Origin of the sequence: Pseudomonas sp. CMR5c (assembly GCF_003850545.1) — a bacterium.
In the GTDB taxonomy this organism is placed as follows: Bacteria; Pseudomonadota; Gammaproteobacteria; order Pseudomonadales; family Pseudomonadaceae; genus Aquipseudomonas; species Aquipseudomonas piscis.
The window spans coordinates 5,907,552-5,933,240 of the sequence record NZ_CP027705.1; the positions used below are offsets into that span (position 1 = coordinate 5,907,552).

Genomic DNA, 25,689 nt, shown 5'->3' on the forward strand with positions numbered 1-25,689 from the left:
CGGGACCGCCGGCGGCCTACTTGATGTAGATTTCTGCGCTCATGCTGTTGCCCGGCGCATTGATCGAAGTGTTGCTGAAGCGGAAGGTGCCTTCCTTCTTGTCGGCCAGGTCGAAGATATAGAGGTAGCCGGCGGTGATCCCGCCAGGGGCGCAGGGTTCGTAGCTGGAGCCGTCTTCGCATACCGGGGTCCGGGTGCCATCGACCTCGAAGCCGTCCAGGGTCACGTAGGGCTCGCGGCCGTAGCCGATCTCCAGCACATAAACCTTGATGCCCGGCCCGCTGTGGTCGCACTGGGTCCGCTCACGACCGTCGGAGACATCCTCCAGCCCGCAGGACGACGACAGCACCTTGAGGATTTCCACCTGGCTCAAGGGCGCGGCAGAACCGGCCGTGGCCGAGGCGGCGAACCAGCAGGCCGCGGTTCCCAGCAGCGCCAAGGCGGTCTTTTTCACTGTACTGCGCATAAATCCCCCCTCGAAATCAGGGCGCAGTATGCGCTACTTGCCCGCCCGGCAAAACATCGACGACGATCGCAGCCATTGACCCACGCTGCTGGTATGATGCGCGGCTTTTCCCGACCCAAGGCAAATCCACAGGCGCATCAGGCAGTCTGTGCTTTGCTGTTGGAGTCGATACATTCACGGCGCCCGGCGGCGCCACGGGGAGCAGACATGCTGGAAAGGCTGTTTCAACTCAAGGCACACAACACCAACGTGCGCACCGAGATACTTGCGGGCGTTACCACCTTCCTGGCCATGGCCTACATTCTTTTCGTCAACCCGAGCATCCTCGGCGAGACCGGCATGGACAAAGGCGCGGTGTTCGTCGCCACCTGCCTGGCGGCGGCCATCGGCTCCACCGTCATGGGCCTGATCGCCAACTACCCGATCGCCCTGGCACCAGGCATGGGCCTGAACGCCTTCTTCACCTATACCGTGGTCCTGCACATGGGCCATACCTGGCAAGTGGCGCTGGGTGCAGTGTTCATCTCGGCGGTGCTGTTCTTCCTGCTGTCGATCTTCAAGATCCGCGAATGGATCATCAACAGCATCCCCCTGCCCCTGCGCTCGGCCATCGCCGCCGGTATCGGCCTGTTCCTGGCGCTGATCGCCCTGCACAACGCCGGGATCGTGGTCAGCAACCAGGCCACCATGGTCGGCCTGGGCGACTTGAAGAAACCTGCACCGATCCTCGCCACCCTGGGCTTTGCCATGATCGTCGCCCTGGAGGCCCTGAAGGTCCGCGGTGCGGTGCTGATCGGCATCCTCTCGGTGACTGTCGTCTCCATCCTGCTGGGCGTCACTCCATTCGGCGGCGTGACCTCGATGCCACCGTCCCTGGCCCCGACCTTCCTGCAGCTGGACATCAAGGGCGCCCTGGACATCGGCCTGGTGAGCGTGATCTTCGCCTTCCTGTTCGTCGACCTGTTCGACAACTCCGGCACCCTGATCGGCGTGGCCAAGCGCGCCGGCCTGATGGGCAAGGACGGCCACATGCCGAAGATGGGCCGGGCCCTGATCGCCGACAGCACCGCGGCCATGGCCGGCTCCCTGCTGGGCACTTCCACCACCACCAGCTACATCGAATCCGCAGCGGGCGTGAGCGCCGGCGGGCGCACCGGCCTGACCGCCATCGTGGTGGCGATCATGTTCCTGCTGGCTCTGTTCTTCTCGCCGCTGGCAGCCAGCGTTCCAGCGTTTGCCACCGCACCGGCGCTGCTGTTCGTCGCCGTGCTGATGACCTCGGGCCTGGCGGAAATCGACTGGGACGACATCACCGTCGCCGCTCCGGTAGTGGTCACCGCCCTGGCCATGCCGTTCACCTACTCCATCGCCAACGGCATCGCCTTCGGCTTCATTGCCTGGACCGCGATCAAGCTGCTGACCGGCCGCGCCCGTGAGCTCAACGCCCCGCTGGTGATCCTGTCGATCCTGTTCGTGGCCAAGCTGGGTTGGTTCAGCGCATGACTTTCGACGCCGCAAGCTACAGCACCCAGTTGCAGGAAAAGGTCACGCGCCTGCGTGGCCTGCTGGCGCCCTTCGACGCGCCCGAGCCCCAGGTCTTCGATTCGCCGCTGCAGAACTTCCGCCTGCGCGCCGAGTTCCGCCTGTGGCGCGAAGCCGGCGAGCGCCACTACGCGATGTTCTCCCAGGAGGACAAGCGCACGCCGATCCTCATCGAGCAGTTCCCCATCGCCAGCCAGCGCATCAACCAGTTGATGCCGCAGCTCAAGACCGCCTGGCAAGCCAGCCACGCCCTGAGCCACAAGCTGTTCCAGGTGGAGTTCCTCACCACCCTGGCCGGCGATGCGATGATCACCCTGTGCTACCACCGCCCGCTGGACGAGCACTGGCACCAGGCCGCGAGCCAGTTGGCCGCCGAGCTGAAAGTCAGCGTGATCGGCCGCTCCAAGGGCAAGCGTGAAGTGATCGGCCAGGACTACGTGGTGGAACGCCTGGAAGTGGGCGGTCGCAGCTTCAGCTACCGCCAGCCTGAAGGCGCCTTCACCCAGCCCAACGGCACGGTGAACCAGAAGATGCTCGACTGGGCCTATGCCGCCCTTGGCGAACGCCAGGACGACCTGCTGGAGCTGTACTGCGGCAACGGCAACTTCACCCTGCCCCTGGCCACCCGGGTGCGCAAGGTGCTGGCCACCGAGATCAGCAAGACCTCGGTCAACGCCGCCCTGAGCAACCTCAGCGAAAACGCCGTGGACAACGTCACCCTGGTGCGCCTGTCCGCCGAGGAGTTGACCGAAGCGCTCAATGAAGTACGGCCGTTCCGTCGCCTGCAAGGCGTGGACCTGAAGAGCTACGAGTTCGGCAGCGTGTTCGTCGACCCGCCACGGGCCGGCATGGACCCGGACACCTGCGAACTGACCCGACGCTTCGACAACATCCTGTACATCTCCTGCAACCCGGAAACCCTGGCGGCCAACATCGCCCAGTTGCACGACACTCACCGCATCGAGCGCTGCGCCCTGTTCGACCAGTTCCCCTGGACCCACCACATGGAATCCGGGGTCCTGCTGACCCGGCGCTGATCCGCTGCCCCCTGCAACGGCCGTCCTCGTGACGGCCGTTTTCATTTCTGGCGGCCATTCATGGCCCCGTGCCTGCTCCGGGTAGCCGCTGCCGCAGGCTGCGTAGGGCACGCAACGGCCGCGGTGTGGGGCGGCGCGATTGTTGAAGGCCCTGCGGGCCTTGTCGCAGCCTCGCAAGCTCGACAGCGGCTACAGGGTCGGGTGGAAGTAGCCGGCCAGTTGCGCAAGGTCCTGCTCGTTGAGCAGTCCGGACTGGTACTTGAGCTGGATACGCGCCAGCAGATAGGCGTGCCGGGCATCGGCCAGGTCACGGCGGGCGCCGAACAGCTGCTGCTCGGCATCCAGCACATCGAGGTTGACCCGCTCGCCGCCATGCACGCTTTTCTGGGTCGCGGCCACCAGTGCCTGGGCCGAGTCCACCGCCATCTCGTAGGCCCGGACCCTGGCTGCGGCACTGGTATTGAGGTTGAACTGCTTGCGCAACTCGTTGAGGGTAGCGGCGGTCTGGGCGTCCAGTTCGTACTGCGCCTGGGACAACTGGCTGGCCGCCTGACGAGTCGAGGCCGACACCGAACCACCGGCGAACAGCGGCAGGCTGACCTGGATGCCGATGGTATTGGTGTCGTATTTCTGGTTGTAGGAGCTCTCCGAGTCGGAGCTGGTCTGGCGGCTGCTGGCGTACAGGCTGACCTTGGGCAGATGCCCGGCGCGCTTGCGCTCCACCTCGTATTCGGCGGCTCGCAGGGCCTGTTGCTGGGACGCCAGCAGCGGATTGTTGGCCATGGCCAGGTCCCGCCAGCTATCGAAGCGATTGGGTTGCAATGGCTGGATCGTGAACTGCCGGGTCAGCGGGTCCAGTTCGTCGATCTGCACCGGCTCCCCGACTATCGCCTGCAACTCACGCAGGGCGGCATCCTGCTGGTCCTGGGCCTCGATCTCTTCGGCCAGGGCCAGGCTCAGCCGGGCCTGGGTCTCCAGCACATCGGTGCGAGTGCCCTCGCCATCCTTGAGCAGCCGCTGGTTGAGTTGCAGGCGCTCGGCATAGGCCCGCTTCTGCGCCTGGCTCAGCTCGATGCGCTCCTGGGCCAGCAAGGCCTGGCTGTAGGCCTCCAACAGGCGCACCGCCAGTTCTTGGCTCTTGCTACGAAAACGCTCGTCGGCGAACAGCGCCTGGGCCGCGCCCTGGCGAAACCGTGCGTAGGCTTCGTAATCCAGCAAGGGTTGCTGCAAGGTCAGGGTCGAGGCGTAGCTGCGGTAATCGCGATTGCTGGTGAGATCGCCACGCAGGGTTTCCTGGGTCACCTGCGAGCGATTACGCGAATTGTTGTAGCTCCAGGACAGGTTCGGTAGCAGCCCGGCACGCCCGATGGCGCGGTTCTCCTCCCCGGCGTCACGCTCCTTGATCGCCGCCTGGAAGGTCGGGTCGTTACGCAAGGCCAGGTCGTAGGCTGCCAGCAGGCCCAAGGCCCGGGCACCGGGAGCGAACAGCAGGCACAGTAGCAACAGGTAGCGGCACCGGATCATTCTTCCACCAACGCCATGTGGGTCCGGTCCAGCAGCGGCTTGAACAGGTAGTTGAGCATCGAGCGCTCACCGGTGCGGACAAAGGCTTCCACCGGCATGCCCGGGCGAATCTGCAAGCCTTGCAACTGCTGCATGCCCTGGGGGCTGACCATCGCCCGCAGGCTGTAGTAGGGCTCATCGGTACGCTCATCGACCTGGCGATCGGCGGAGACCAAAGTCACCTCCCCTGCCACCCTCGGCGTAGTGCTCTGGTTGAATGCCGGGAACATCAACTCCACTGCCAGGCCCGGATGGACCTTGTCGACCAGTTGCACCGGCACCCGGGCTTCCACCAGCAAGGGCTCGTCCTGGGGCACGATATCCATCAGCGGCTGGCCGGGCTTGATCACCCCGCCCTCGGTGTACACCTCAAGGCCCACCACCACCCCGGCGGCCGGGGCCCGCACCTGGCTGTTGGCCAGTTCGAACTCGGCGGCAGCCAGGCGGTTGCGCAAATCCTCGGTACGGATACGGGTCTCGGCCAGCTGGCTGCGCAGGTCTTTCTGGAAATCCTCGGCTGACTGGCGGATGCGCAGGCGCAGTTCGAGAACCTGGCGCTGCAACTGGCCGATGCGACCGAAGTCCTCGGCGATCGAGCCCTCGACCTGGGCGTATAAACGCTCGCTGTCCAGCAGGCGGTTACGCGGGATATAGCCGTCCCGGGCCAACTCCCGCAGCCCCTGCAGTTGCTGGTTCAGCGCCTGGCGCTGCTGGATCTTGCTGGCCTGGGAATCCCGGGTCCCGCGCAACTGCGCCTCGGAGCCGGCGATGGTCTCGGCCATCCCCTGCTGCTCCATGGCCAAGGCCTGGCGCCGGCTCTCGAACAGCTGCCGTTGCAGCGCCAGGCTGGCTGCCACGTCCGGCTCTTGCGCCAGGGCCTGCAACTGCGGATCGAAGAGGATTTCGTGTGCGCCGTTGCGTTCGGCGTCGAGTCGCGCCTCGCTGGCCAAGGACCCGAGGTACTGGCTGCGCAGCGACTGTACCTGGGTGCGCAGCGGGGTTTCGTTGAGCCGCAGCAGCACCTGCCCGGCACTGACCCGTTGACCCTCCTTGACCTCGATCCGCTCGATGATCCCCCCGCCCTGGTGCTGCACCGTCTTGCGATGCCCCGAGACCATGACCTTGCCCGATACCGCCACGCCCTTGTCCAGCGGGGCCAAGGCGGCCCAGCCGAGAAAACCGGCGAACCCTGCCAGCACCAGGAACCACCCGAGCCGGGAATAGCGCCGGTCATCCAGGACCAGCACATTGCTGGCCGCGGTCCCTTCGGTGGCGCCTGTGGATAAAGATGCCTTCATGCCTTTTTACCTTCTGCTCCAGCCACGCCCAGGCGGTAATTCATGTTCAAGCTGGCCACCGGGTTGCTCGCCGGCGCCGCCGGCGGTGGCGCGGCCTTGACCTTGGTGCTGGCCTCCAGTACCCGCGCCGTCGACCCGAAGGCTTGCAACTGGCCCTCACGCAGGATCATCAGTTGGTCGGTCAGGCTCAGCACGTTGGGTTTGTGAGTGATCAGCACCAGCGTCCGCTGCAACTGCTTGAGCTGGGCAATGGCCTGCAGCAACGCCTGCTCGCCGGCCTCATCCAGGTTGGAGTTGGGTTCGTCGAGCACGATCAGCGCCGGCAAGCCATACAGGGCCCGGGCCAGGCCGATGCGCTGGCGCTGGCCGCCGGACAGCCCGGCCCCGCCCTCCCCGAGCCGGGTGTCGTAGCCCTGGGGCAATTGCAGGATCAACCCATGCACCCCGGCCAGTTGCGCGGCTTGCAGCACCTGTTCCGAATCCACCTGGCCGAAGCGCGCGATGTTCTCGGCGATGCTGCCGGCGAACAGTTGGATGTCCTGGGGCAGGTAGCCGATATGCGGACCCAACTGCTGCTTGTCCCACTGGGCGAGGTCCGCGCCATCGAGGCGCACCTTGCCCGCCAGCGGCGTCCAGGCCCCCACCAGCAGCCGCGCCAGGGTCGACTTGCCGCAACCGGACGGCCCGATCACCCCCAGGACCTGGCCAGCCGCCAGGCTGAAACCGAGGTTGGCCAGGGCCGGCCGGCGGCTTCCAGGAGCACAGGCACTCAGTTGCTCGACGCTCAGCTCGCCCTTGGGCGGGGGCAAGCTCATGCGCAGCGGCCGCGAAGGGTGGGCCTGCAACAGTTCCGACAAGCGCTCATAGGCCAGGCGCGCCGAGCTCCACTGCTTCCAGACTGCGATCAGTTGGTCGATGGGACTGAGCACCCGGCCCATCAGGATCGAACCGGCGATCATCATGCCCGGGGTGATCTGGCCCTCTACCGCCAGCCACGCCCCCAGGCCCAGCACCAGGGATTGCAAGGCCATGCGCACGCCCTTGGACCAGGCGCTGATGGCCGCGGTCTTTTCACTGGCCAGGTTCTGCTGGGCGAGAAAACCCTGGTGACCGACGAACCAGCGCGCACGCAAGGCTCCCAGCATGCCCATGGCCTCGATCGCATCGGCGTTGCGCAAGTTGGCGCTGGCCTGTTGGCTGGTGGCGATGGACAACTGGCTGGCTTGGGCCAGGGGGGCCTGGCAGATGTGCTGGTTGATCCAGGCCAGCACCACCAGCAGCACCGCACCGCCCAGGGCCAGCAACCCGAGCCAGGGATGAAAGAGGAAGATCACCAGCAGGTACACCGGGAACCACGGCGCATCGAAGAAGGCGAACAAGGCATTGCCGGTGGCGAACTGGCGCAGCGCCGTCAGGTCGCTCAACGCCTGGCCGGCCGCCTGCGGGCTGCCCTTGAGCTGGGCCTCGAACGCGGCGTCATAGACCCGCTGGTTCAGGCGCATGTCCATCTGCGTGCCGAGGTGGATCACCAGTTGGCTGCGCACCCACTCCAGGGCCCCCATCAAGCCGAACAGGCCGAGGATCATCAGGGTCAGCATCAGCAGGGTCATCTGGTTGCCCGAGGCCAGGACCCGGTCATAGACCTGCAGCATGTACAGGGCCGGGGCCAGCATCAGCAAGTTGATCACCGCCGAGAACAGGCCGATGTTGAAGAAACCGTTCTTGTAGGCCGCCAGGGCCGCCAGCGTCTCGGAAGCGGCAAGTGAGTTCGGCCTGCTCATCCAGATGTCCTGTGGAAAATTAACGGATAGGTAGCCCTCCACCCAGGCAGGATGGAGCGGTGGGAGGCGCGCCCGGCACGTTGACAGGCACCGCGGCGCTCCCCAGAATTTGCCACCGCCGCCGCCCTGGCCTTCGACAACTCGGGCGGCGGCGGTGAGTCAAGCCAGCGAATGGAGGAGCGATTCTGCATTCGCTTTTTTTTGCCTCAAGCCTGCACTCAGGCGACCAGCGCCCAGTCCTGGGCCACGTCTTGCACGCCCACCAGGCCCACATCGGCGGCGGCCGGTGCCGGATTGGCATGGGCGACGCCGGCGGCGGCCAGGTCGTCGAAGGTGGAGTTCACCGAGAGGCTCGGGTCGATCGCCTTGAGCAGTGCGTCGATCTCTCCTGCCAGCGCCGAGCTGTCGCCGCTCATCAGGCCGTACACCACCTTGTGCACTTCGCCCGCACGGCCTTCGTCCTTCAGGCTGTTCAGGCCCAGGTTGCTGAAGCTGACCTCCTGGCTGACCAGACTGTAATTGCTGCCCGAGCCACCGGTGAGGGTGTCACCCAGGGAGACGGTATCCAGCGAACCCCACAGGGTATGGCTCGGCTGGTTGAACAAGGTGTAGTGCAGGTTGCCATCGGCGACGAAGGCCGCGTCGCTGGCGGTGCTCTTGATGGCGTACTGGGTACCGTCGAACGGACCTGGATTGAAGCCACCGGTGTTGGTGCCGTCGACCACCTGGCCTGGACGATGGTTGACGTCGCCGAAGTAGGCCGACCAGTCGTTCAGGTACTGGGCGACAGTGTTAGCGCCGTAGGTAGCGCTGTAAGAGATCGAAATGCTCATGCAAAACTCCAATACATGGGTGGGTCATGTCCGCAGCACGCTGATGCCTGCTGCGGTTTTGCCCTTCACTGGGCAAAAGCGGTCAGAACTGGTATTCCACGGTGCCCTGCATGGTCCGGCCACGGCCAAGAGTGAAGGCCAGCACATCGCCCATGGGCACCAGGTAGGCGCGGTCGGTGACGTTCTCCATGGCCAGGCGCAAGGTCAGCTCATCGGTGACCCGGTAGCTGCCGTAGAGGTCGTAAACGGTGTAGGGCTTCCAGTCGGCGGGATAGACACCGGACTGGCTGACAGTCGCGCCACCTCCGACCGAGTACCCGGCGCTGTAGCGAGCACGGGCGCCGACATCCAGCTTGCGCTCGAAAAAGCGCGCGCCCAGGGTCAGGGTGCCGCGATCCATGGGCATGTGTTCGGCGGAGCCGAGGATCGCGGCCTTGCATTGAGTGGCGTTGTTGGCAGCATCGTCGGGGCGCATGCCGGTGACGATCGCCTTGCGCCCGGTACCGTTCTTCACCGGCTGGGTCACGCCGCCCATCCATGCGGTCTTCATGCAGTACTCGTTGTCGCCGATCATGTGGGTGTAGTTGAGCTGGCCGTAGGCGCGGCCGGTGTCATAGTCCAACTGGTATTCGACGCCCCTGAAGCGCGTGCCGCTCAGGTCGTTGACATAGGCGCTATTGCCGATACCGGCCATGCCATAACCCGGGGGCTGTACCCCCATGGCCATGTAGATGAAGTCTTCGACCCGGGTATCGAAATAGGCGACCTTGATCCCCAGGCGATCCTCATCGACCCAGAGGTTTTCCTTGAAGATGTTAAAGCCCGCCTCCCAACTGCTGGAGCGCTCGGGCTTGAGGAACGGGTTGGGATACATGCTCTCCGAACCGCCACCATGGGGACGACCGGTGATCATGGTTTCGGTCACCGCCGGCGGGCGCCAGCCCTTGCCGTAGCTGGCGAACAACTGCAGCCACTCCACCCCTGGCTTGACCGACAGGCCGAAGGTCGGGGAGAAGCGCCCTTCCATCCTGTCGATGTCGTAATCCACGGGTACGGTGACCTGCTGGGGCGTCTTGCCGATCACGAAGGTGCGGGTGTTGATCCCGGTTTCGCCGCGCAGCCGATAACGGTCGTAGCGCACGCCGGCATTGAGGTTCAGCCAGCCGTCATAGTCGTAGTCCAGGCGGGTGAACAGGCTGCCCAGTGCCCGGTCGCCCTCGGGGGTCATGCTCGCTGCGGGCGAAGCATTGACCGCCGAGCCCGTGGGCACCGGCTGGCTGGAGTCCGGGCGAACCTTGTCGTAGAAGAACTCCAGGCCGTAGTTGGCCTTGACCGTGGACAGCTCGCTCAGGGCGAAGGTCGAGGTGTTCTGCGCCTGAACGCCATAGGTATCGGTCTGGTAGGTGATCGAGTAACCGGGGCTGATCCCCCGCTTGAGGGTGCTCTGGTCGTTGCGGTTGTCGACGTAGTAGAGCTTGGCCTTGAAATCGATCAGCGGATTGTCCGGGGCGTAGCTGTAGTCGAGGGCGAAGTTCTGCGAACGCACATCGCTGCCGCCGAGCTTCTCCCAGAGCCGGTCCTTGTTCTGGGTATTCATCATGTTGGCGTCCTCGTAGGACACCTGGGTAGTCAGGTAGCTCAGTTGCAGGCGCTGGTCCTGCGGCAGGTTGAGCCCCAGCTTGGCAAGGCGCGAGCGCATCACCGAACCTGAGTAAGCCACCTTGGAATGCTTCACCCGATCATTGATCGTCGGATCCATCCAGCTCCCGGTGCGCAATTCCCCGATCCCGCCCTTGGTACCCGGATTGAAGTCGCCCAGGTGCCGTTCGCTGGCGGCCAGCAGCATGTCCCAAGCCTGGGTGCCGATGGCGAAGGCGGAACTGCCGATGAAGTGGGTACCGTTGCGCCTGCCGCCCAGGCCGGTGGTGGCGCGGATCCGCCCGCCGATTTCCTGCCCGGGCTTGATCAGGTCGCGGGCCTCCAGGGTGCGAAAGTTGGCAATGCCGCCAATCACCCCGGCACCGCCCATGGTAGAGGTGGCGCCCTTTTCCACCACCACCTCGGACAGCAGTTCCGGATCGATGTACAAGGTGCCGTTGCGCTGCTGGTGACCGCTTTGCTGGTAGTTCTGGCGCATGCCGTCCACCGCCATGTTGACCCGGCCGTAGTCCTGGATTCCCCGGATGTTCACCGACAGGCCCGGGTCCTGCTGGCTGACCGCCGAGTACACGCCGGAAGTTTCCTCCAGCATGTCGGCTGCATGGCGTGGCGGGTTGCGGTCGAGTTGTTCGCGAGTGACCTGGCTCACCGAGCGCGGCGCGGTATAGGTCCAGTCCCGCTCGCGGGCTTCGAGATTGCCGGAGATCGTGGTGGGGGCCAGGGCCAGCGCGCCGCCCTGCTCGGTATCCACCCGGCTCAGGGTCACCTGCCGTTCGCTGGTGAAGTGGTACTTCACCGGGGCAGTGCCGAGCAAGCGGGCCAGGCCCTCTTCGGCGCTGTAGCGCCCCTTGAGCGACGAACTCTGCAGGCCATGCAGGCGCTGGCTGTCGAACAGCACTTGCACTCCGGCCTGCTCGGCAAAGGCCAGCACGGCGCTACCCAGGGCCTGGGCGGGAATGTCGAAGTCCAGGCCATTGCGCCGTTCGGCTTGCTGCCCGGCGCCGTCCAGGGGTTGCGCCGCATACAGCGAGCCACTTCCCGCCAACAGCCCTGCTACACCCAGGTGGATGGCCAGGGCCAAACGACCTGCGATGTGAACTCCAGTGCGACTGCCCAACCTCATGTTCGTCATTCCTGCGTCGGCCATTTCTGTTTATGCGAATGCATCTCAGTTAGCTAGACGTGCCAGGCAGGAAAACTCAGTAAGGTTTTTTCCGATTATTTTTCAAGAAGCTGGAAAAAGGCCCGCAGCCCTAGTAAATCAGGCTGACTCCGGCCAGGTCGAAACGCCGGACCTGCAACTCCTGGGTCAGGCTGGCCAGGGCCGCGTCGAGCATGTCCAGCTGGAATACCCCGCTGACCTGGCGCTGGCCCAGGGCCTCGTTGGTCAACACCACTCGTCCAGGGCGATAGCGGTTCAAGCGCTCGATCACCGCGGCCAGTGGCTCGCGGTCGAACACCAGCACGCCCCGGCGCCAACTGGTAGCACGCTGCAGGTCCAGCCCATCCAGGGATACCACTCCCGAACCGGGGCTATAGCGTGCGCTCTGGCCTTCCTGCAGGACCTGCTCGGAAGCGCCCTGTCGCGCCGGAGCATCCAGGCTCACCGCGACACTGTGCTGCAACACTCCGACCCAAGCCTGCTGCGCGCCTTCCCGGCCGACCACGAAGCGAGTCCCCAAGGCCCGGGTCTGGCCACCGGCGCTGCTGACCACGAACGGCCGCTGTTCGTCGCCGGTCATGGGCGCCACGTCGAACACCGCTGAGCCGGCGAGCAAGCGAACCCGGCGCTGGCTGTTGGTGAAATCCAGGCCGATGGCGCTGGATGCGTCCAGCTCGACCGTACTGCCATCGGCCAGGTGCACGGTACGTAGCTCACCCTTGGCGGTCTGGTAGTCAGCCTCCAGGTACAGCCATGCCTTGGGCGCTTGCCACCCGCCCAGGGCCACCGCCAGGACCAGCACCGCGGCACTGGCAGCCCGAGGCAGCCAGCGCCGGCGACGAGGTCGGCGGGCCACGGCCGTGGTACTGCGCAGAGACCGGCGTGGGGTGTCGCCAGTACCTGGTTGCGGGTCCAGGCGCAGTTCGCCCAGGGCCTCCCAGGTCTGCTGGGCAAAAGCCAGGGCCTGGCGGTGGCGTGGATCGGCGGCCTGCCATTGGGCAAGTTCGGCCTGCTCGCCGGGCCCCAGCGGCCCGGCGTGCAGACGCACCGCCCAGTCGGCGGCGGCCTCGGTAATACTCTGCTCTTGCGAACCCTGGCTATTCACGTGTGAATCTCGATTTCTCGTTATGTATAAGCAGTGACGTCTGAGTTCGGCGTTTACCGTAATTCACGGGTCGCCCGGCCGACCATCGGTAGCCTGCAGGCGCTGCATCACATAAGCCAGGGCCTTGGACAGGTGCTTCTGCACCGAGCTGTCGGAGATGTCCAGGTGTCGCGCGACCTCGGCGTGGGTCATGCCTTCGATACGGTTCAAGCGGAAGATCTCCCGAGTTCGCTCAGGTAGCTCGGCCACTGCCTGTTTCAATGCCATGCGCTGTTGCAGAGCCATCGCCTGTGCCTCCAGCCCGGCTCCGTCATCCTCGATCTCGGCCAGCACTTCATGGGGCACGGCTTCGGTCTTGCGCCGGGCTTCCTGCCGGACATGATCGATCAAGAGATTGTTCGCCGTGCGATAGAGATAGCCCTGGGAATTGTCGATCGGCGCGCCACGGGTCTGCTCGGCCAGCCGCAGGAAGCTCTCCTGCACCAGGTCAGCAGCCAATTGCGGGTCCCGTACTCGGCGTGCCAGGTACCCACGCAAGGCAGCGGCATGCTTGAGAAACAGTCCCTTGAGATCCACGTCCGACAAACCGACTCCCTGGCGCATATAGGAAATTGCCGGGCATCTTACGGCTAGTCGAGAATGATTTTCAATTGCCATAACCATCAGCCACAGGTCACGCCTGGGGCCGATGGCTCATTCGGACTTGAGCTGCAAACGCGAGAGCAGGCCGAGCAACAGCACGTTGAAGAGGATCAGCAACATGCTGCTGAGAATGCCGAGCAGGTTGATCAGCTGGGTCGGCAGCCAGTCGAGCAGGCTGACACCCGCCATGGACAGCAAGCGCTCGCCGAACCAGAAACCGTCGACGACGATCATCAGGATCAGGATGATTTTCAGGGTGGGGACGGGGTTGCCCATGGAGCCTTCCTTGTCGAGGGAAATGTCATGGAGCCGGCTGGCTCGCGCATGCGATTTTAATGGGCGGCCATGGCCCATGCCAATGCCGGCGGCCACTCAGGCTTGCAGGTAGCGCAGCACCGATTCGCAGATCATTTCCCGATGCCGGCGCTTGACCGTCTCATCCGGCAGGTCGAGCTGGAAGATCTCGCCGAAGGTATGGCGATTGGAAACCCGGAAGAAGCAGAACGAACTGATCAGCAAATGCACATCCAGGGCATTCAACCCACTGCGAAACAGGCCCTCTTTGACTCCGCGCGCGAGGATTTCGTCCAGGGCATGCAGGACGCTGTTGTTCATCGCCTTGATCACGTGCGACTGCTTCACGTACTCGGCGTTGTGGATGTTCTCGATGCTGACGATCCGCACGAAATCCGCGTTGTGATCATGGTGGTCGAAAGTGAACTCCACCAGGCGGCGAATGGCTTGCGGTGGCGTCAGCTCCGTCAGCTGCAGGCGGCTTTCGGTGCTGCGGATATCGCCATAGAGCTTCTCCAGCACTTCGACGTACAGCTGCTCCTTGCTGCCGAAGTAGTAATAGATCATGCGCTTGGAGGTGTGGATACGCTCGGCGATGGCGTCCACCCGAGCCCCGGAAAGCCCCTGCTGCACGAACTCGATAACCGCCTCCTGGAGGATGTTCTCGCGGGTCTTTTCCGGGTTGTTCTTGCGGCTCTTGCGCGGCGCGAGAGCAGCTTTGTCAGGCACAACGGAGCGTTCACTGGTCATTGTCATTCTGGGCTCACAGCCATCACTCACAAGCCGGCGATTATGGGCTGCGTCAGGTCGCGAAAGAAAGCGCCGAGGGGGGCCGCCAGCCCCCTCGGTTACAGATCTTCTACAACTTGGAACCCACGCTGAACCGCCAGCCGGAGCGCACCAGGGCAACGACCTAGAAATCGAAGAACACCGTCTCGCCCTCGCCCTGAAGCCGGATGTCGAAACGATAGGCACGCAGGCCATCGACCTCGCAAGGCCACGCCAGCAAGGTTTCCCGGCGCTGCGGCTGCTCGATCAGGTTCAGCACCGGGCACTGCTGGTTGGCTTGCGGCTCATCGGCGAAGTACAACCGGGTGTGCAGGTGGATGTTGATCCCCCGGGCGAACAGCATCACGTTGATGTGCGGCGCCATGGGCAGGCCGGCGGTATTGTTTACAATTCCAGGCTTGACTGTATGCACAATCCACTCTCCAGCATCGAAAGTGGTGGCGGCCCGGCCGAAGCAGTTGAAGGGTTTTTCCGTATCGAAGATCGGGTCATGAATGCCTTCATGATTGGCCTGCCAGAACTCCAGGAACGAGTCGCGTACCAGGTGGCCATTGCCATCGTAGACGTGGCCCAACAGCAGGATGTGCTCGCCCGGAGCATCCTCCCTGGCCAGCCGATTGCAGATTTCCTCGGGCCGGGAGGGATTTCCCGCGGCGGCCAGGGCCAGGCCGATATGCACGTAGGGCCCGGCGGTTTGCGAGGGGGTTTCCGGCAACAGTCGAACGGGCATGGCGGGTTCCTCAGCAGTTCTCGAAATGGATCCGGCGCTGGCCACGCAGCACGATGTCGAAGCGATAGGCCAGGCAATCCATGGGGTTGGCGTTACTCATGTCCAGCCGGGCGATCAGGCTCTGCACCGCCTCCGGGCTGGCGATCGACTTGACGATCGGGCACAGCGGGATCAGCGGATCGCCTTCGAAGTACAGCTGGGTGACCAGCCGCGTGGCGATCGCCGGACCGCTGATGGAGAAATGAATGTGCGCCGGGCGCCAGTCGTTGGGAGCGTTGCGCCATGGATAGGGGCCAGGCTTGATGGTGCGGAAGCTGTAGTAGCCGTCGCGATCGGTGAGGGTCCGCCCGACCCCGCCGAAATTCGGGTCCAGGGGCGCCAGGTAGCGGTCGTTCTTGTGCCGATAGCGGCCGCCGGCATTGGCCTGCCACATTTCCACCAGGGTATGGGGCACCGGCTTGCCGTATTGGTCGCATACCCGCCCGGCGACGATGATCCGCTCTCCCACCGGCAAGCCGCCGTTGTCGAAATTGCGCAGCAGGTCGTTGTCCAGGCGTCCGAGGCGCAGCTTGGAAAAGTCCGGACCGCCGGTTTCACTGGGCGATTGGACAATGCTCACCAGCGCCTGGCGCGGGGAACGGGTGATGGAACTCTTGTAGTCGGGCGTCAGGGCCTTGGGGTGCCAGTCACGGTCGCGAATCACGAAGCGACTGCCGTCTGCATCGGACATGTCGGTCTCCTGTTGTTTGAGTTCTGGAGCGCAGCTTGTAGAGCTTCAAACAAACCAGGCCGGCGGAATATTGAAAAACCGGCGCTCATCCATAACCGGAAGGTTAAGGATATCGCCCCTCGCGATAGGCCAGCCCGACCTCCCGCAACACCTGCACCGCCCATTGCGCCGCCAGCGGCAACGGCAGGCTGGCATTGCTGGAGATCCCCACCGAGCCACCGGGCTCGCGCAACCCCAGGTCCAGCTCCAGCAGTTCGCCACTGGCCAGGTCCAGGCGCACCGCATCCAGCGGCGCGATCCACAACGCATCGCTGGACAAGGTGTAGCGCCGGCCCAGGGCCAGCGACAGGGTTTCCAGGCGTTGTGGCGACTGGGCAATGCCACACTGCACGAACAGGCTGTCGGCATGCTTGCGGATACTGGTGCCAGCCAGCGGCAGCACCAGCGGATAACGGCCGACGGCCTCACGGTCGAGCAGTCCGCTGGCCAACGGATGCCCGGGGCGCGCCACCAGGGTCATGGACTCGTTGTACAGATGCTCGAAGCTCAGGCCCTGGATCTCCGGGCTCTCGGTCATGCGCCCCACCACCAGGTCCAGGTCGCCGACCCGCAATTGCGAGAGCAGGTAGGCGCTGGGGCCGGTGACCACGCTGAGCGTCAGCGCCCCATGCCGCTGGTGCAAACGCCGCAGCACCTCCGGCAGCAACAGGCTCTCCACCGTAGAAAGCACGCCGATACGCACCGCCTGCGCGGCATGCTCACCACCGCGCAAGCTGCTGACTCCTTCCCGCAGGGCCTGCACCGAAGGGCCGGCATAACGCAGGAAGGCCCGCCCGGCCTCGGTCAGGCTGAGCCCGGCCTTGCTGCGCTCGAACAACCGGGTGTCCAGCAAGGTCTCCAGTTCCTTGAGGGTCTTGGACATCGCCGGCTGGCTCACCGCCAGCACATCGGCGGCCCGGGCCAGGCTGCCCTGGCGGGCCATTTCAAGAAAACCCACCAGGTGACGGAATTTGATGCGGGTATCGATGTTCAATAGGGAGCCCCAAAATGCGCTTGCAACCGGCCGACCCGGTGCCGGGCCATGGTAGCGTGGGCAAAAATCCCTGACGACCGGACTGGCGCCGGTTCCAGCCAGCAGCAACACTGACCAGCAGAAGAAACGAGGACTCCCCCATGCTTTGGAAAAAAGGCCGGCGCAGCGACAACGTCGTGGATGTGCGAGATGACAGCAGCGGCGGTGGTGGCGGCGGCTTGCGCTTCGGCGGCGGCAAGGGGTTGAGCCTGACGGCGATCGTGCTGATCGTCGGCATCGGCTGGGCCACCGGCCAGGACCCGCTGCAGATCCTCGGGCAACTGCTCGGCCAGGGCGGCGGCCAGGTCTCGGCCCCGGCCACCACCCAGGAACGCAAGGCGCCACCGGCCAACGATGAACAGGCGGAATTCGTCCGCGCGATCCTCGGCGATACCGAGGATACCTGGGGCCAGATCTTCCAGCAGGCCGGCCGCCAGTACCAGGCGCCCAAGCTGATTCTGTTCCGTGGCCGGGTCACGTCCGCCTGCGGCGCCGCCACTTCGGCCAGCGGCCCCTTCTATTGCCCAGCCGATCGCCAGGTGTACCTGGACATGGATTTCTTCCGGGAAATGGCCCAGCGCTTTTCCGCCGCTGGCGACTTCGCCCAGGCCTACGTGATCGCCCATGAGGTGGGCCACCACGTGCAGACCTTGCTCGGGGTCTCGGCCAAGATGCAGGCGGCCCGCCAGCAGGGTCGGCAGATGGAAGGCGACGGTGGCCTGCTGGTACGCCAGGAGTTGCAGGCCGACTGCCTGGCCGGCGTCTGGGCCTACCACGCGCAAAAACGCTTGAACTGGCTGGAACCCGGGGATGTGGAAGAAGCCCTGAACGCCGCCAATGCCATCGGCGACGACCGCCTGCAGCAGCAGGGCCAGGGCCGGGTGGTACCGGATTCCTTCACCCACGGCACCTCGGCCCAGCGGGTGCGCTGGTTCAAGACCGGTTTCAGTCAGGGCCAGGTCGGCCAGTGCGACACCTTCGCCGCCAAGAGCCTGTAGATGCGCCGCCTGCTCGCGGCGCTGCTGTGCCTGGGCAGCCTGGGCGCCCAGGCTGCGGGGCATGGGGTCAAGATCATCAGCCCCGGACGACTGGAACTGCCAGCCGGTGAACTGGCCCTGGGCCTGAGCCAGGACTGGCGCCAGCCATTGCCGGACATACAGCGGGCCCTGGTGATCGTCCATGGCCGCCTGCGCAACGCCCAGACCTACCTGCACAGCGGCGAAAGCGCCGCCAGGCTGGCCGGGCAAGACGCCACGACCCTGGTGATCGCCCCGCAGTTTCTCAATCAGCACGACATTGCCCGCCATCACCTGCCCAGCAGCCTGTTGCGCTGGCAGGGCAACGCCTGGATGGGCGGCGAGCCAGCCACCGCCCCCCAGGCGCTGAGCTCCTACGCGGCACTGGACGCCATCCTGCTGCGCCTGGGCGATCGCCAGCGCTTTCCCAACCTGCAGGAAGTGGTGGTCGCCGGCCACTCGGGCGGTGCCCAGGTGGTGCAACGCTACGCCCTGGCCAGCGGCGACCATGCCGAACTGCAGCGGGCCGGAATCGGCCTGCGCTTCGTGGTCGCCAATCCTTCGTCCTACGCCTACTTCGACGCCTGGCGCCCGGTAGCCGTCGAGCCAGCCGCCTGCCGCGGATTCAACCAGTGGAAATACGGCCTGGAGCGACGCCCGGCCTATGTCGCCCGGCTAATGCCGGAACAGCTGGAGCAGCGTTATGCGGGGCGGGATATTACCTACCTGCTGGGACAACAGGACATCGACCCTCGGCACCCGGCCCTGGACAAGAGCTGCGCCGCCGAGGCCCAGGGCGCCTATCGCCTGGCGCGCGGGCACAACTATTTCGACTACCTGCTAAGGCGTCATCCCCAGGGCCTGGCCCAACGCCTGGTAGAGGTGCCGGGGGTCGGTCATGACGGGGACAAGATGTTCACCTCGGCCCAGGGCCAGGCGGCGCTGTTCAAGTAGAACCGCGCCCGGCCTCAAGCCCGCAACAGGCGGTGCAACTGCGCGCAATCCTGTGCATGCCAGTCGGTCAGTTCCGGCCAGGGGTTGTCCGGCAGGTTGACCAGCACCGTGCGGGTACCGGCGGCGCGGCCGCAGTCCAGGTCGAAGCGGTAATCGCCGACCATCACCATGCGCTGCGGAGCCACATCCCAGGCCTGGGCCAGCTTCAGCAGGCCACCGGGATGAGGTTTGGGCGGGGCCTCGTCGCGGCCCAGCACATGGGCCTGGGCGAAGCAGTCGGCCAGGCCGATGGCTTGCAAGGTCACGTGGGCCAGCTCGCGGGCATTGCGAGTGAGGATGCCCAGGCGATATCCGCGCCCAGCCAGGTCCCGCACCAGTTCCACCGCGCCCGGCGCCGGGCGCGAACCCAGGGCCAGGTCACGCTCGTGCTCCAGCAGCCAGGCATGCTTGGCCGCGGACTCATCCGCCGGCAAGGCCGCCAGGTGCGTGAGGATGTCTTCATCCGCCGGGATCGCCAACGCCTGGCGGATCGCTTCGAAGTCATGCACGGCGATGGTCAGGGTGCCGTCCATGTCGAACACCCAATGCTCGATATCCGAAAGGCTCATGCCCAATCCTTGCGATGGCGGATCAACCCTTCCTGGGTCACCGAAGCGACCAACTGGCCGGCACGGTTGAACACGCTGCCCCGGGAGAAGCCCCGGGAGTTGCCGGCCCATGGGCTGTCCATGGCATACAGCAGCCAGTCATCGGCACGCAGGTCGGCGTGGAACCACAGGGCGTGGTCGAGGCTGGCCACTTGCATATCCTTCTGCCAGACCGACTTGCCATGGGGCAGCAGCGAGGTGACCAGCAGGCCGAAGTCCGAGGCATAGGCCAGCAGGTACTTGTGCAGCGCCGGGTTGTCGGCCAGGGTGCCGTCGGCGCGGAACCAGACGTACTTCACCGGATCCATCGGCTGCGGGTTGTACGGGTCTCTCTCGGTCACCGGGCGCACTTCGATGGGCTTGGGGCACAGCAGCTTTTCCCGCATGTGCTCGGGAATCAGGTGCGCGCGCTGGGTGGCGATCTCCAGCTCCGAGGGCAGGTTCTCCGGGCCGACCACCTGGGGCATGCCGCTCTGGTGCTCGAAACCCTGCTCGTCGTACTGGAACGAAGCGCTGCAGGTGAAGATCGGATTGCCCTTCTGGATCGCCGTCACGCGCCGGGTGCTGAAGCTGCCGCCATCGCGGACCCGGTCCACCTGGTAGACCACCGGCAAGGCAGCGTCCCCGGGGCGCAGGAAGTAACCGTGCATGGAATGCACATGGCGCGCCTCCTCCACCGTCTGGCTGGCGGCGGACAGCGATTGGCCGAGTACCTGGCCCCCGAACAGCTGGCGGAAACCCAGGTCCTGGCTGCGCCCACGAAACAGGTTTTCCTCGATGGGTTCCAAGGTCAAAAGATCGACCAGATCATCCAGCACATGACTCATTCAGACTCTCCTCACACAGAGCAAAACCGCGCAATCTCGGCTGCGGCGGTCAAATCGATTCGGGGCAAGCAACCTCATCGGCACATTCTAAACATGCGCGATTGCTATCCATGCAAGGTTTCCAACCACTGTTCACGGGTGATGCGGTACAGCACATGCTCGCGCAATGGGTGATCGCCGGCGAGCTTGGGATGTTCGAAATCCCCCTGGACGGCATGCTGCATGCCAATGGCCTGCATCACTTTCTGCGACGCCAGGTTGGTCCGGGTGGTGAAGGCTACCACTTCGTCCAGGGCCAGGTGCTCGAACGCGCAACGCAACGCCGTCCAGGCCGCCTCGCTGGCATAACCCAGGCCCCAGTGCTCGCGGGCCAGGCGCCAGCCGATCTCCACCGCCGGGGTGAAAGGCGCTTCGAAACCCACCACGCCCAGGCCGGTAAAACCGATGAAGGCGCCGTTGTCCTTGCGCTCCAGGGCCCAGGTGCCAAAACCATGCTCGGCGAAATGCCCGCGTATGCGGCCGATCAAGGCGGCGCTCTCCAGACGGCTCAAGGGTGCCGGAAAGTAGCGCATGACCTGCGGATCGGCACACATCGCCGCAAAAGCCTGCAAGTCGTCGTCACGCCATTGGCGCAGCACCAGGCGCGCGCTTTCCAGTTGCAGTATCGGCTCCATCGGTGCCCTCCGTTTTCATGGGTGCAAGTCTACATCGCTGGTAGGATCCTTCACGGGTCCTTCTAAGAAAATGCCATGACATTGCCGCTGATCTACCACGACGACTACAGCCCGGAATTCCCCCCGGAGCACCGCTTCCCCATGGACAAGTTTCGCCTGTTGCGCGACCACCTGGTGGACAGCGGCCTCACCCGGGATACCGACCTGCTGCGCCCGCAGCTGTGCCCGGCCGAAGTCCTGGCGCTGGCCCACGACCCTGGGTATATCGAGCGCTACATGAATGGCGAGTTGTCCCGGGAAGACCAAAGGCGCCTGGGCCTGCCCTGGAGCGAAGCCCTGGCCCGGCGCACCGTGCGCGCGGTCGGCGGTTCGCTGCTGGCCACCGAGCAGGCGCTGGAACACGGCCTGGCCTGCCACCTGGCCGGCGGTACCCACCACGCCCACTACGACTATCCAGCCGGCTTCTGCATCTTCAACGACCTGGCGGTGATCAGCCATTACCTGCTGGAAAGCGGGCGCGTTGGACGGGTACTGATCTTCGATTGCGACGTGCACCAGGGCGACGGTACCGCGCGGATCTTGCAGCACACCGCCGATGCGGTGACCGTCTCGCTGCACTGCGAAAAGAACTTCCCGGTGCGCAAGGCCCAGAGCGACTGGGACATCCCCCTGGCCATGGGCATGGGCGATGCCGAGTACCTGGAGGTGGTGGACGATGCCCTCAACTACCTGCTGCCGCTGTACCAGCCGGACCTGGTGCTGTACGACGCCGGGGTCGACGTCCACCAGGACGACGCCCTGGGCTACCTCAAGCTCACCGACGCCGGGGTGGCCGAGCGCGACGAACGAGTCATGCGTCAATGCCTGGGCCGGGATATCCCGGTGGTGGGAGTGATAGGCGGCGGCTACAGCAAGGACCGCCAGGCCCTGGCCCGACGCCACGGCATCCTGCACCACAGCGCCCAGAGAGTCTGGGAGTCGCTAGGCTGTCGCTGACCCGACGCCCTTACCCACACCAGCTGTGGAACCGCTTGTGGATAACCTGAGTGAAAGCCTCCACAGCCCTTGTTCCACAAGGGCTAGGTTCAATCGCTCGTTTTTTGATCGAAAACCATGAACCGTCACATTCTTGTGAATCGCTTACCCCCAATCCCTGTGGAGCCGGCTGTGGATAACCTGCGGGAAACCAGCTACAGCCCAGGATCTGCAAGACCTACAGGCTGACGCTCAGTTTTTGACCAGGGGTCGATCCATTCATCGCGGCCATCCATGCTTACCCCCACTCTCTGTGGAGGCGCCTGTGGACAACCTGCGTAAAACTCATCCAACCCCTTGTAGAACGTGGCCTTCAGACGATCGACTATTTTTTGACCAGAGTCATCAAGCGGTCACCCAGCCATGCTCGCTTACCCCCAATCCCTGTGGAATCGCTTGTGGATAACCTGCGAGCAAGCCGCTGTAGCCCTTGACCCACAAGGCCTGCAGCCTATCGACTAGATTTTGAGCAGTTTCACCGGCACAGCAGCCTGGCCATGGCTCGGGTAGAATGCGCGGCTCATTCCACCAGCACCGCCCCGCCATGACTCGATCCCCTTCCTCCCTGTCCCACCACGTTGCCATCATCGGTGGCGGCCCGGCCGGCCTGATGGCTGCCGAGGTCCTGAGCCAGGCGGGAGTCCGGGTCGACCTGTATGACGGCATGCCCTCGGTCGGACGCAAGTTCCTCCTGGCGGGCGTGGGCGGCATGAACATCACCCATTCCGAAGCCTATCCGGCCTTTCTCTCGCGCTATGCCGAACGAGCGCCGCAAATCGCCCCCTGGCTGCGCGACTTCGATGCCCAGGCCCTGTGCCAGTGGATTCACGAGCTGGGGATCGAGACCTTCGTCGGCAGCTCCGGCCGGGTGTTTCCTAGCGACATGAAGGCCGCGCCCTTGCTGCGCGCCTGGCTCAAGCGCCTGCGCGAGGCCGGGGTGGTTATCCACACCCGGCATCGCTGGCTCGGCTGGAATGCCGACGGCAGCCTGCGTATCCAGCATCCCGAGGGTGAAAGCGCGGTACGCCCCGACGCGGTGCTACTGGCGCTGGGCGGCGGCAGTTGGGCACGCCTGGGCTCCGATGGCGCCTGGATGGCGTTGCTTGCGCAACGCGGGGTCGAGGTAGCGCCGCTGCAGCCGAGCAACTGCGGTTTCGAGGTCAGTACCTGGAGCGAGTTGCTGCAGAGCAAGTTCGCCGGGGCGCCATTGAAGAATGTCGCTATCGGCTTGAACGACGACACGCCACGGCTGGGGGAATGCGTGATCACCGCCAAGGGTATCGAGGGCAGCCTGATCTATGCCCTTTCGGCCTCGATCCGTGAAGCGATCAACCTGCACGGCCAAGGCACCATTCATATCGACCTGCTGCCGGGCAAGCCCCGGGACAAGGTCCAGGCGGCCCTGGCCAAGCCTCGTGGTTCGCGTTCGATGGCCAAGCACTTGCATAGCCAGTTGGGGATCGATGGCGTCAAGGCCGCCTTGCTGCGGGAGCTGACACCGGCCGCGACCTTCAATGATCCGGCCAGCCTCGCGGCGGCGATCAAGGCCCTCCCGCTGGCGCTGGTGAAGCCCCGCCCCCTGGACGAAGCCATCAGCAGTGCCGGCGGCGTACGTTTCGAAGCACTGGATGAACGCTTGATGATCCGGCAGGAGCCTGGGCTGTTCTGCGCCGGAGAAATGCTCGACTGGGAGGCCCCCACCGGCGGCTACCTGTTGACCGCCTGCTTCGCCAGCGGACGCCGGGCCGGGCACGGCATCCTCCAATGGCTAGCCGAGCCCCGCAGGCCCCTGGCCAAATAGCTGGGACCTGCCGCCGGCAACTGACCGCGGTGCCTACGGCTTGCGCTTGCGCGGGCCGGTGTTGAAGGCCGGCACCTTGCGCACCGGCTTCACCGCAGGCTCGGCGGCTACTTCGCCGCTATCGACCCAACGCCCCAGGTTGCGTTTGCCGGCACCACCGGCAGCCTTGGGCTTCTTCGGCTTTTTAGGCTTCTTCACCACCTGACCACTGGCGTCGGTCTCGGGCACCCGGTGCTCGGGCTCGAAATCCTGCTCCTCATGGCGCTTGAGGGTCTGGCGGGTAAGCATTTCGATCGCCGACAGCAGGTTCACTTCATCGGCGCAAACCAGGGAAATCGCTTCACCGGTGGAACCGGCACGCCCGGTGCGGCCGATGCGGTGGACGTAGTCCTCGGCGACGATCGGCAGGTCGAAGTTGACCACCAACGGCAGATCCTCGATGTCCAGGCCGCGGGCCGCCACATCGGTCGCCACCAGGATCTGGATCTCGCCCAGCTTGAACCGGTCCAGAGCACGCTGGCGCGTGGCTTGGGGCTTGTCGCCGTGGATGCCGTCGGCATTCACGCCCTGGCCCTGGAGTTTCTCCACCAGGGCATCCACGCCGTTACGGGTCTTGGCGAACACCAGCACCTGCTTCCAGCGGTTCTTGCGCAGCAGGTGGCTGAACAGTTCCGGCTTGCGCTTCTTGTCCACCGGTACCACCCATTGCTTGACCGTGCTGGCGGCGACGTTGCGCGGGCTGACCTCGATGCTCAGCGGGTCATTGAGCATCTGCCCGGCCAACAGGCGGATGGCATCGGAGAACGTCGCGGAGAACAGCAAGGTCTGGCGCTTTTTCGGCAGGGCTGCGTAGATGCTCTTGAGCTCTTCGGAAAACCCCAGGTCGAGCATGCGGTCGGCCTCATCCAGCACCAGGGTCTGCAACTGACCGAACTTCACCGCGTTCTGCCGGAACAGGTCCAGCAGGCGGCCAGGTGTCGCCACCAGCAGGTCGACACCCTTGCGCAGCTTCATCATCTGCGGGTTGATGCTGACTCCGCCATACACCGCGTAGGTGCGCAGTGGCAGGTGTTCGGCGTACTGGCGCACGCTGTCGTGAACCTGCTCGGCCAGCTCGCGGGTTGGCACCAGGATCAGCGCCCGCACCGAATTGCTGTCGACCTTCGGACCTTCCAGGGTCAGCAATTGCAACAGCGGCAGGGCGAAACCGGCGGTCTTGCCGGTGCCGGTCTGGGCTGCGGCCATGAGGTCGCGACCGGCCAGCACCGCCGGAACCGCCTGGGCCTGCACCGGGGTCGGGGTCTGGTAGCCAAGGGGTTCAAGGGCGCGCAGCAAGGGTTCGATCAGGCCGAGAGTGGCGAATGTCATGGGGATACCGTAGGAAAGAGTCAGCACAGGAATGCAATGGGCGGCAGTTTACCCTAATTCACGGCCCCACTTACGGACCATGCCCGTCGGCCCGGGAGCGTGTATGCTCGCCCCCCAGCCGGCCCCAAAGAATGCCCCGCGCCCTGCGCACCGGACATCTTCTCGGCCCTCCCCCCTCAAGGAGTCTCACCTCGCATGGACCAAGAAAATCCGTTCCAGGCCCCCGCCGCCGAACTGCGGATCGCCCCGACCGTCGATCAGAACCTGCGCCTCTACAGTGTCGCAGCCATCGGCCTGAGCACCTTCCTCGGCACCGCCATCGCGGGAGCCTATTTCATCAGCCGGAACCTCAAGGCACTGGGGCGCGAGGCTGAGGTGAGGAAAGCCTGGACCATGGGCATCGGTGTCTTCCTGGCCATGACCCTGGCAGGCTTTTTCCTTCCGGATAACGTTCCCGCCGTGGTCTTCATCCTGCCGCAGATCTACGGGATGAACGCCTACGCGCGCCAACTGTTCGGCCCCCAGGTGGTGGACCACAAGGCCAACGGCGGCAACTTCGTCTCGTTATGGCCAGTGGCGGGAATCAGCCTGTTGTTTTGCCTGGCCCTGGCGGCGGTGGTCTTCGCGATAGCGCTGCTTATCGGCCTCGAGTGATTCCTTCGCG

Annotated in this window: 24 protein-coding genes; 7 read left to right on the plus strand and 17 right to left on the minus strand. The window is 65.0% G+C overall.

Annotation, left to right across the window (positions count from 1 at the left end):
* Positions 1-16 precede the first annotated feature (16 nt).
* Positions 17-466: a DUF4879 domain-containing protein gene (locus C4K40_RS27280; protein ID WP_031320571.1), complete on the minus strand. Its 450-nt coding sequence runs from the start codon at positions 464-466 to the stop codon at positions 17-19.
* Positions 467-673: 207 nt separating this feature from the next.
* Between C4K40_RS27280 and C4K40_RS27285 the strand changes: the two genes are divergently transcribed.
* Entirely contained in the window at positions 674-1,969 is a 1,296-nt protein-coding gene (locus C4K40_RS27285) for an NCS2 family permease (protein ID WP_022641131.1), read from the plus strand.
* The gene (trmA, locus tag C4K40_RS27290) at positions 1,966-3,045 is read left to right on the plus strand and encodes a tRNA (uridine(54)-C5)-methyltransferase TrmA (protein ID WP_053134696.1); all 1,080 of its coding nucleotides are present in this window, start codon (positions 1,966-1,968) and stop codon (positions 3,043-3,045) included. The genes C4K40_RS27285 and trmA overlap by 4 nt, the downstream gene beginning before the upstream one ends.
* A 189-nt stretch (positions 3,046-3,234) precedes the next feature.
* Here trmA and C4K40_RS27295 read toward each other — a convergent pair whose 3' ends face one another.
* The 12 genes from C4K40_RS27295 to pcaQ all read right to left on the minus strand — a co-directional run bounded on the left by C4K40_RS27295 (position 3,235) and on the right by pcaQ (position 16,664).
* Entirely contained in the window at positions 3,235-4,569 is a 1,335-nt protein-coding gene (locus C4K40_RS27295; protein ID WP_053134699.1) for a TolC family outer membrane protein, read from the minus strand.
* Positions 4,566-5,906, minus strand: a complete 1,341-nt coding sequence (locus tag C4K40_RS27300) for an HlyD family type I secretion periplasmic adaptor subunit (RefSeq protein ID WP_053134702.1) — start codon at positions 5,904-5,906, stop codon at positions 4,566-4,568. Before C4K40_RS27300 ends, C4K40_RS27295 begins: the two co-directional genes overlap by 4 nt.
* Positions 5,903-7,687 carry a type I secretion system permease/ATPase gene (locus C4K40_RS27305; RefSeq protein WP_053134707.1) on the minus strand — a complete coding sequence of 595 codons (1,785 nt, stop codon included), beginning with the start codon at positions 7,685-7,687 and terminating at the stop codon, positions 5,903-5,905. Before C4K40_RS27305 ends, C4K40_RS27300 begins: the two co-directional genes overlap by 4 nt.
* A gap of 218 nt (positions 7,688-7,905) precedes the next feature.
* A complete protein-coding gene (locus tag C4K40_RS27310) occupies positions 7,906-8,520 on the minus strand; it encodes a heme acquisition protein HasA (RefSeq protein ID WP_053134710.1) in 615 nt (204 codons plus the stop codon).
* 82 nt (positions 8,521-8,602) lie between these two features.
* A complete protein-coding gene (locus C4K40_RS27315; RefSeq protein WP_053134713.1) occupies positions 8,603-11,302 on the minus strand; it encodes a TonB-dependent receptor in 2,700 nt (899 codons plus the stop codon).
* A 130-nt stretch (positions 11,303-11,432) separates the two neighbouring features.
* A complete protein-coding gene (locus C4K40_RS27320) occupies positions 11,433-12,446 on the minus strand; it encodes a FecR family protein (protein WP_022641141.1) in 1,014 nt (337 codons plus the stop codon).
* 63 nt (positions 12,447-12,509) lie between these two features.
* A complete protein-coding gene (locus tag C4K40_RS27325) occupies positions 12,510-13,031 on the minus strand; it encodes an RNA polymerase sigma factor (RefSeq protein ID WP_031320574.1) in 522 nt (173 codons plus the stop codon).
* 108 nt (positions 13,032-13,139) lie between these two features.
* Complete coding sequence (locus C4K40_RS27330) at positions 13,140-13,364, minus strand: hypothetical protein (protein ID WP_053134717.1); 225 nt, start codon at positions 13,362-13,364, stop codon at positions 13,140-13,142.
* Between the two features lie 96 nt (positions 13,365-13,460).
* Complete coding sequence (locus tag C4K40_RS27335; protein ID WP_053134720.1) at positions 13,461-14,138, minus strand: TetR/AcrR family transcriptional regulator; 678 nt, start codon at positions 14,136-14,138, stop codon at positions 13,461-13,463.
* Between the two features lie 157 nt (positions 14,139-14,295).
* Positions 14,296-14,901, minus strand: a complete 606-nt coding sequence (gene pcaG, locus C4K40_RS27340; protein WP_053134723.1) for a protocatechuate 3,4-dioxygenase subunit alpha — start codon at positions 14,899-14,901, stop codon at positions 14,296-14,298.
* A 10-nt stretch (positions 14,902-14,911) separates the two neighbouring features.
* Positions 14,912-15,631 (minus strand): protocatechuate 3,4-dioxygenase subunit beta, encoded by a 720-nt coding sequence (gene pcaH / locus C4K40_RS27345; RefSeq protein ID WP_053134726.1) that lies wholly within the window; start codon positions 15,629-15,631, stop codon positions 14,912-14,914.
* Between the two features lie 103 nt (positions 15,632-15,734).
* Positions 15,735-16,664 (minus strand): pca operon transcription factor PcaQ, encoded by a 930-nt coding sequence (pcaQ, locus tag C4K40_RS27350; RefSeq protein WP_022641147.1) that lies wholly within the window; start codon positions 16,662-16,664, stop codon positions 15,735-15,737.
* A gap of 140 nt (positions 16,665-16,804) precedes the next feature.
* Between pcaQ and C4K40_RS27355 the strand changes: the two genes are divergently transcribed.
* The gene (locus tag C4K40_RS27355) at positions 16,805-17,701 is read left to right on the plus strand and encodes a neutral zinc metallopeptidase (protein ID WP_053134729.1); all 897 of its coding nucleotides are present in this window, start codon (positions 16,805-16,807) and stop codon (positions 17,699-17,701) included.
* Complete coding sequence (locus C4K40_RS27360) at positions 17,702-18,673, plus strand: hypothetical protein (protein ID WP_053134732.1); 972 nt, start codon at positions 17,702-17,704, stop codon at positions 18,671-18,673.
* Between the two features lie 14 nt (positions 18,674-18,687).
* Here the strand turns inward: C4K40_RS27360 and C4K40_RS27365 are convergent, their stop codons facing one another.
* From C4K40_RS27365 to C4K40_RS27375, 3 genes are all read right to left on the minus strand, one after another.
* Entirely contained in the window at positions 18,688-19,281 is a 594-nt protein-coding gene (locus C4K40_RS27365) for an HAD family hydrolase (protein WP_053134735.1), read from the minus strand.
* Positions 19,278-20,147, minus strand: a complete 870-nt coding sequence (tesB, locus tag C4K40_RS27370; protein ID WP_022641150.1) for an acyl-CoA thioesterase II — start codon at positions 20,145-20,147, stop codon at positions 19,278-19,280. Before tesB ends, C4K40_RS27365 begins: the two co-directional genes overlap by 4 nt.
* A gap of 104 nt (positions 20,148-20,251) precedes the next feature.
* On the minus strand, positions 20,252-20,821 hold the full coding sequence (locus C4K40_RS27375) for a GNAT family N-acetyltransferase (RefSeq protein ID WP_053134737.1): 570 nt from the start codon (positions 20,819-20,821) through the stop codon (positions 20,252-20,254).
* A gap of 75 nt (positions 20,822-20,896) precedes the next feature.
* Between C4K40_RS27375 and C4K40_RS27380 the strand changes: the two genes are divergently transcribed.
* Positions 20,897-21,817: a histone deacetylase gene (locus C4K40_RS27380; RefSeq protein ID WP_053134740.1), complete on the plus strand. Its 921-nt coding sequence runs from the start codon at positions 20,897-20,899 to the stop codon at positions 21,815-21,817.
* A gap of 583 nt (positions 21,818-22,400) precedes the next feature.
* Positions 22,401-23,657, plus strand: a complete 1,257-nt coding sequence (locus tag C4K40_RS27385; protein WP_053134947.1) for a TIGR03862 family flavoprotein — start codon at positions 22,401-22,403, stop codon at positions 23,655-23,657.
* A 33-nt stretch (positions 23,658-23,690) separates the two neighbouring features.
* Here the strand turns inward: C4K40_RS27385 and C4K40_RS27390 are convergent, their stop codons facing one another.
* Positions 23,691-25,025, minus strand: a complete 1,335-nt coding sequence (locus C4K40_RS27390) for a DEAD/DEAH box helicase (RefSeq protein ID WP_053134741.1) — start codon at positions 25,023-25,025, stop codon at positions 23,691-23,693.
* A gap of 195 nt (positions 25,026-25,220) precedes the next feature.
* On the opposite strand from C4K40_RS27390, the gene C4K40_RS27395 reads away from it, so the two are divergent.
* The gene (locus C4K40_RS27395) at positions 25,221-25,679 is read left to right on the plus strand and encodes a hypothetical protein (RefSeq protein ID WP_022641154.1); all 459 of its coding nucleotides are present in this window, start codon (positions 25,221-25,223) and stop codon (positions 25,677-25,679) included.
* The last annotated feature ends 10 nt before the right edge of the window (positions 25,680-25,689 follow it).

What these genes read in the sequence shown, in the direction of transcription:
- C4K40_RS27380 (WP_053134740.1), top strand. Translation starts at nt 20,897, where the DNA reads ATGACATTGCCGCTGATCTACCACGACGACTACAGCCCGGAATTCCCC.
- C4K40_RS27385 (WP_053134947.1), top strand. Translation starts at nt 22,401, where the DNA reads ATGACTCGATCCCCTTCCTCCCTGTCCCACCACGTTGCCATCATCGGT.
- C4K40_RS27375 (WP_053134737.1), bottom strand. Translation starts at nt 20,821, where the DNA reads ATGGAGCCGATACTGCAACTGGAAAGCGCGCGCCTGGTGCTGCGCCAA.
- C4K40_RS27355 (WP_053134729.1), top strand. Translation starts at nt 16,805, where the DNA reads ATGCTTTGGAAAAAAGGCCGGCGCAGCGACAACGTCGTGGATGTGCGA.
- C4K40_RS27390 (WP_053134741.1), bottom strand. Translation starts at nt 25,025, where the DNA reads ATGACATTCGCCACTCTCGGCCTGATCGAACCCTTGCTGCGCGCCCTT.
- C4K40_RS27305 (WP_053134707.1), bottom strand. Translation starts at nt 7,687, where the DNA reads ATGAGCAGGCCGAACTCACTTGCCGCTTCCGAGACGCTGGCGGCCCTG.
- tesB (WP_022641150.1), bottom strand. Translation starts at nt 20,147, where the DNA reads ATGAGTCATGTGCTGGATGATCTGGTCGATCTTTTGACCTTGGAACCC.
- pcaG (WP_053134723.1), bottom strand. Translation starts at nt 14,901, where the DNA reads ATGCCCGTTCGACTGTTGCCGGAAACCCCCTCGCAAACCGCCGGGCCC.
- C4K40_RS27310 (WP_053134710.1), bottom strand. Translation starts at nt 8,520, where the DNA reads ATGAGCATTTCGATCTCTTACAGCGCTACCTACGGCGCTAACACTGTC.
- C4K40_RS27315 (WP_053134713.1), bottom strand. Translation starts at nt 11,302, where the DNA reads ATGAGGTTGGGCAGTCGCACTGGAGTTCACATCGCAGGTCGTTTGGCC.
- C4K40_RS27360 (WP_053134732.1), top strand. Translation starts at nt 17,702, where the DNA reads ATGCGCCGCCTGCTCGCGGCGCTGCTGTGCCTGGGCAGCCTGGGCGCC.
- C4K40_RS27365 (WP_053134735.1), bottom strand. Translation starts at nt 19,281, where the DNA reads ATGAGCCTTTCGGATATCGAGCATTGGGTGTTCGACATGGACGGCACC.
- C4K40_RS27395 (WP_022641154.1), top strand. Translation starts at nt 25,221, where the DNA reads ATGGACCAAGAAAATCCGTTCCAGGCCCCCGCCGCCGAACTGCGGATC.
- C4K40_RS27300 (WP_053134702.1), bottom strand. Translation starts at nt 5,906, where the DNA reads ATGAAGGCATCTTTATCCACAGGCGCCACCGAAGGGACCGCGGCCAGC.
- C4K40_RS27330 (WP_053134717.1), bottom strand. Translation starts at nt 13,364, where the DNA reads ATGGGCAACCCCGTCCCCACCCTGAAAATCATCCTGATCCTGATGATC.
- C4K40_RS27295 (WP_053134699.1), bottom strand. Translation starts at nt 4,569, where the DNA reads ATGATCCGGTGCCGCTACCTGTTGCTACTGTGCCTGCTGTTCGCTCCC.
- pcaH (WP_053134726.1), bottom strand. Translation starts at nt 15,631, where the DNA reads ATGTCCGATGCAGACGGCAGTCGCTTCGTGATTCGCGACCGTGACTGG.
- trmA (WP_053134696.1), top strand. Translation starts at nt 1,966, where the DNA reads ATGACTTTCGACGCCGCAAGCTACAGCACCCAGTTGCAGGAAAAGGTC.
- C4K40_RS27285 (WP_022641131.1), top strand. Translation starts at nt 674, where the DNA reads ATGCTGGAAAGGCTGTTTCAACTCAAGGCACACAACACCAACGTGCGC.
- C4K40_RS27335 (WP_053134720.1), bottom strand. Translation starts at nt 14,138, where the DNA reads ATGACAATGACCAGTGAACGCTCCGTTGTGCCTGACAAAGCTGCTCTC.
- C4K40_RS27280 (WP_031320571.1), bottom strand. Translation starts at nt 466, where the DNA reads ATGCGCAGTACAGTGAAAAAGACCGCCTTGGCGCTGCTGGGAACCGCG.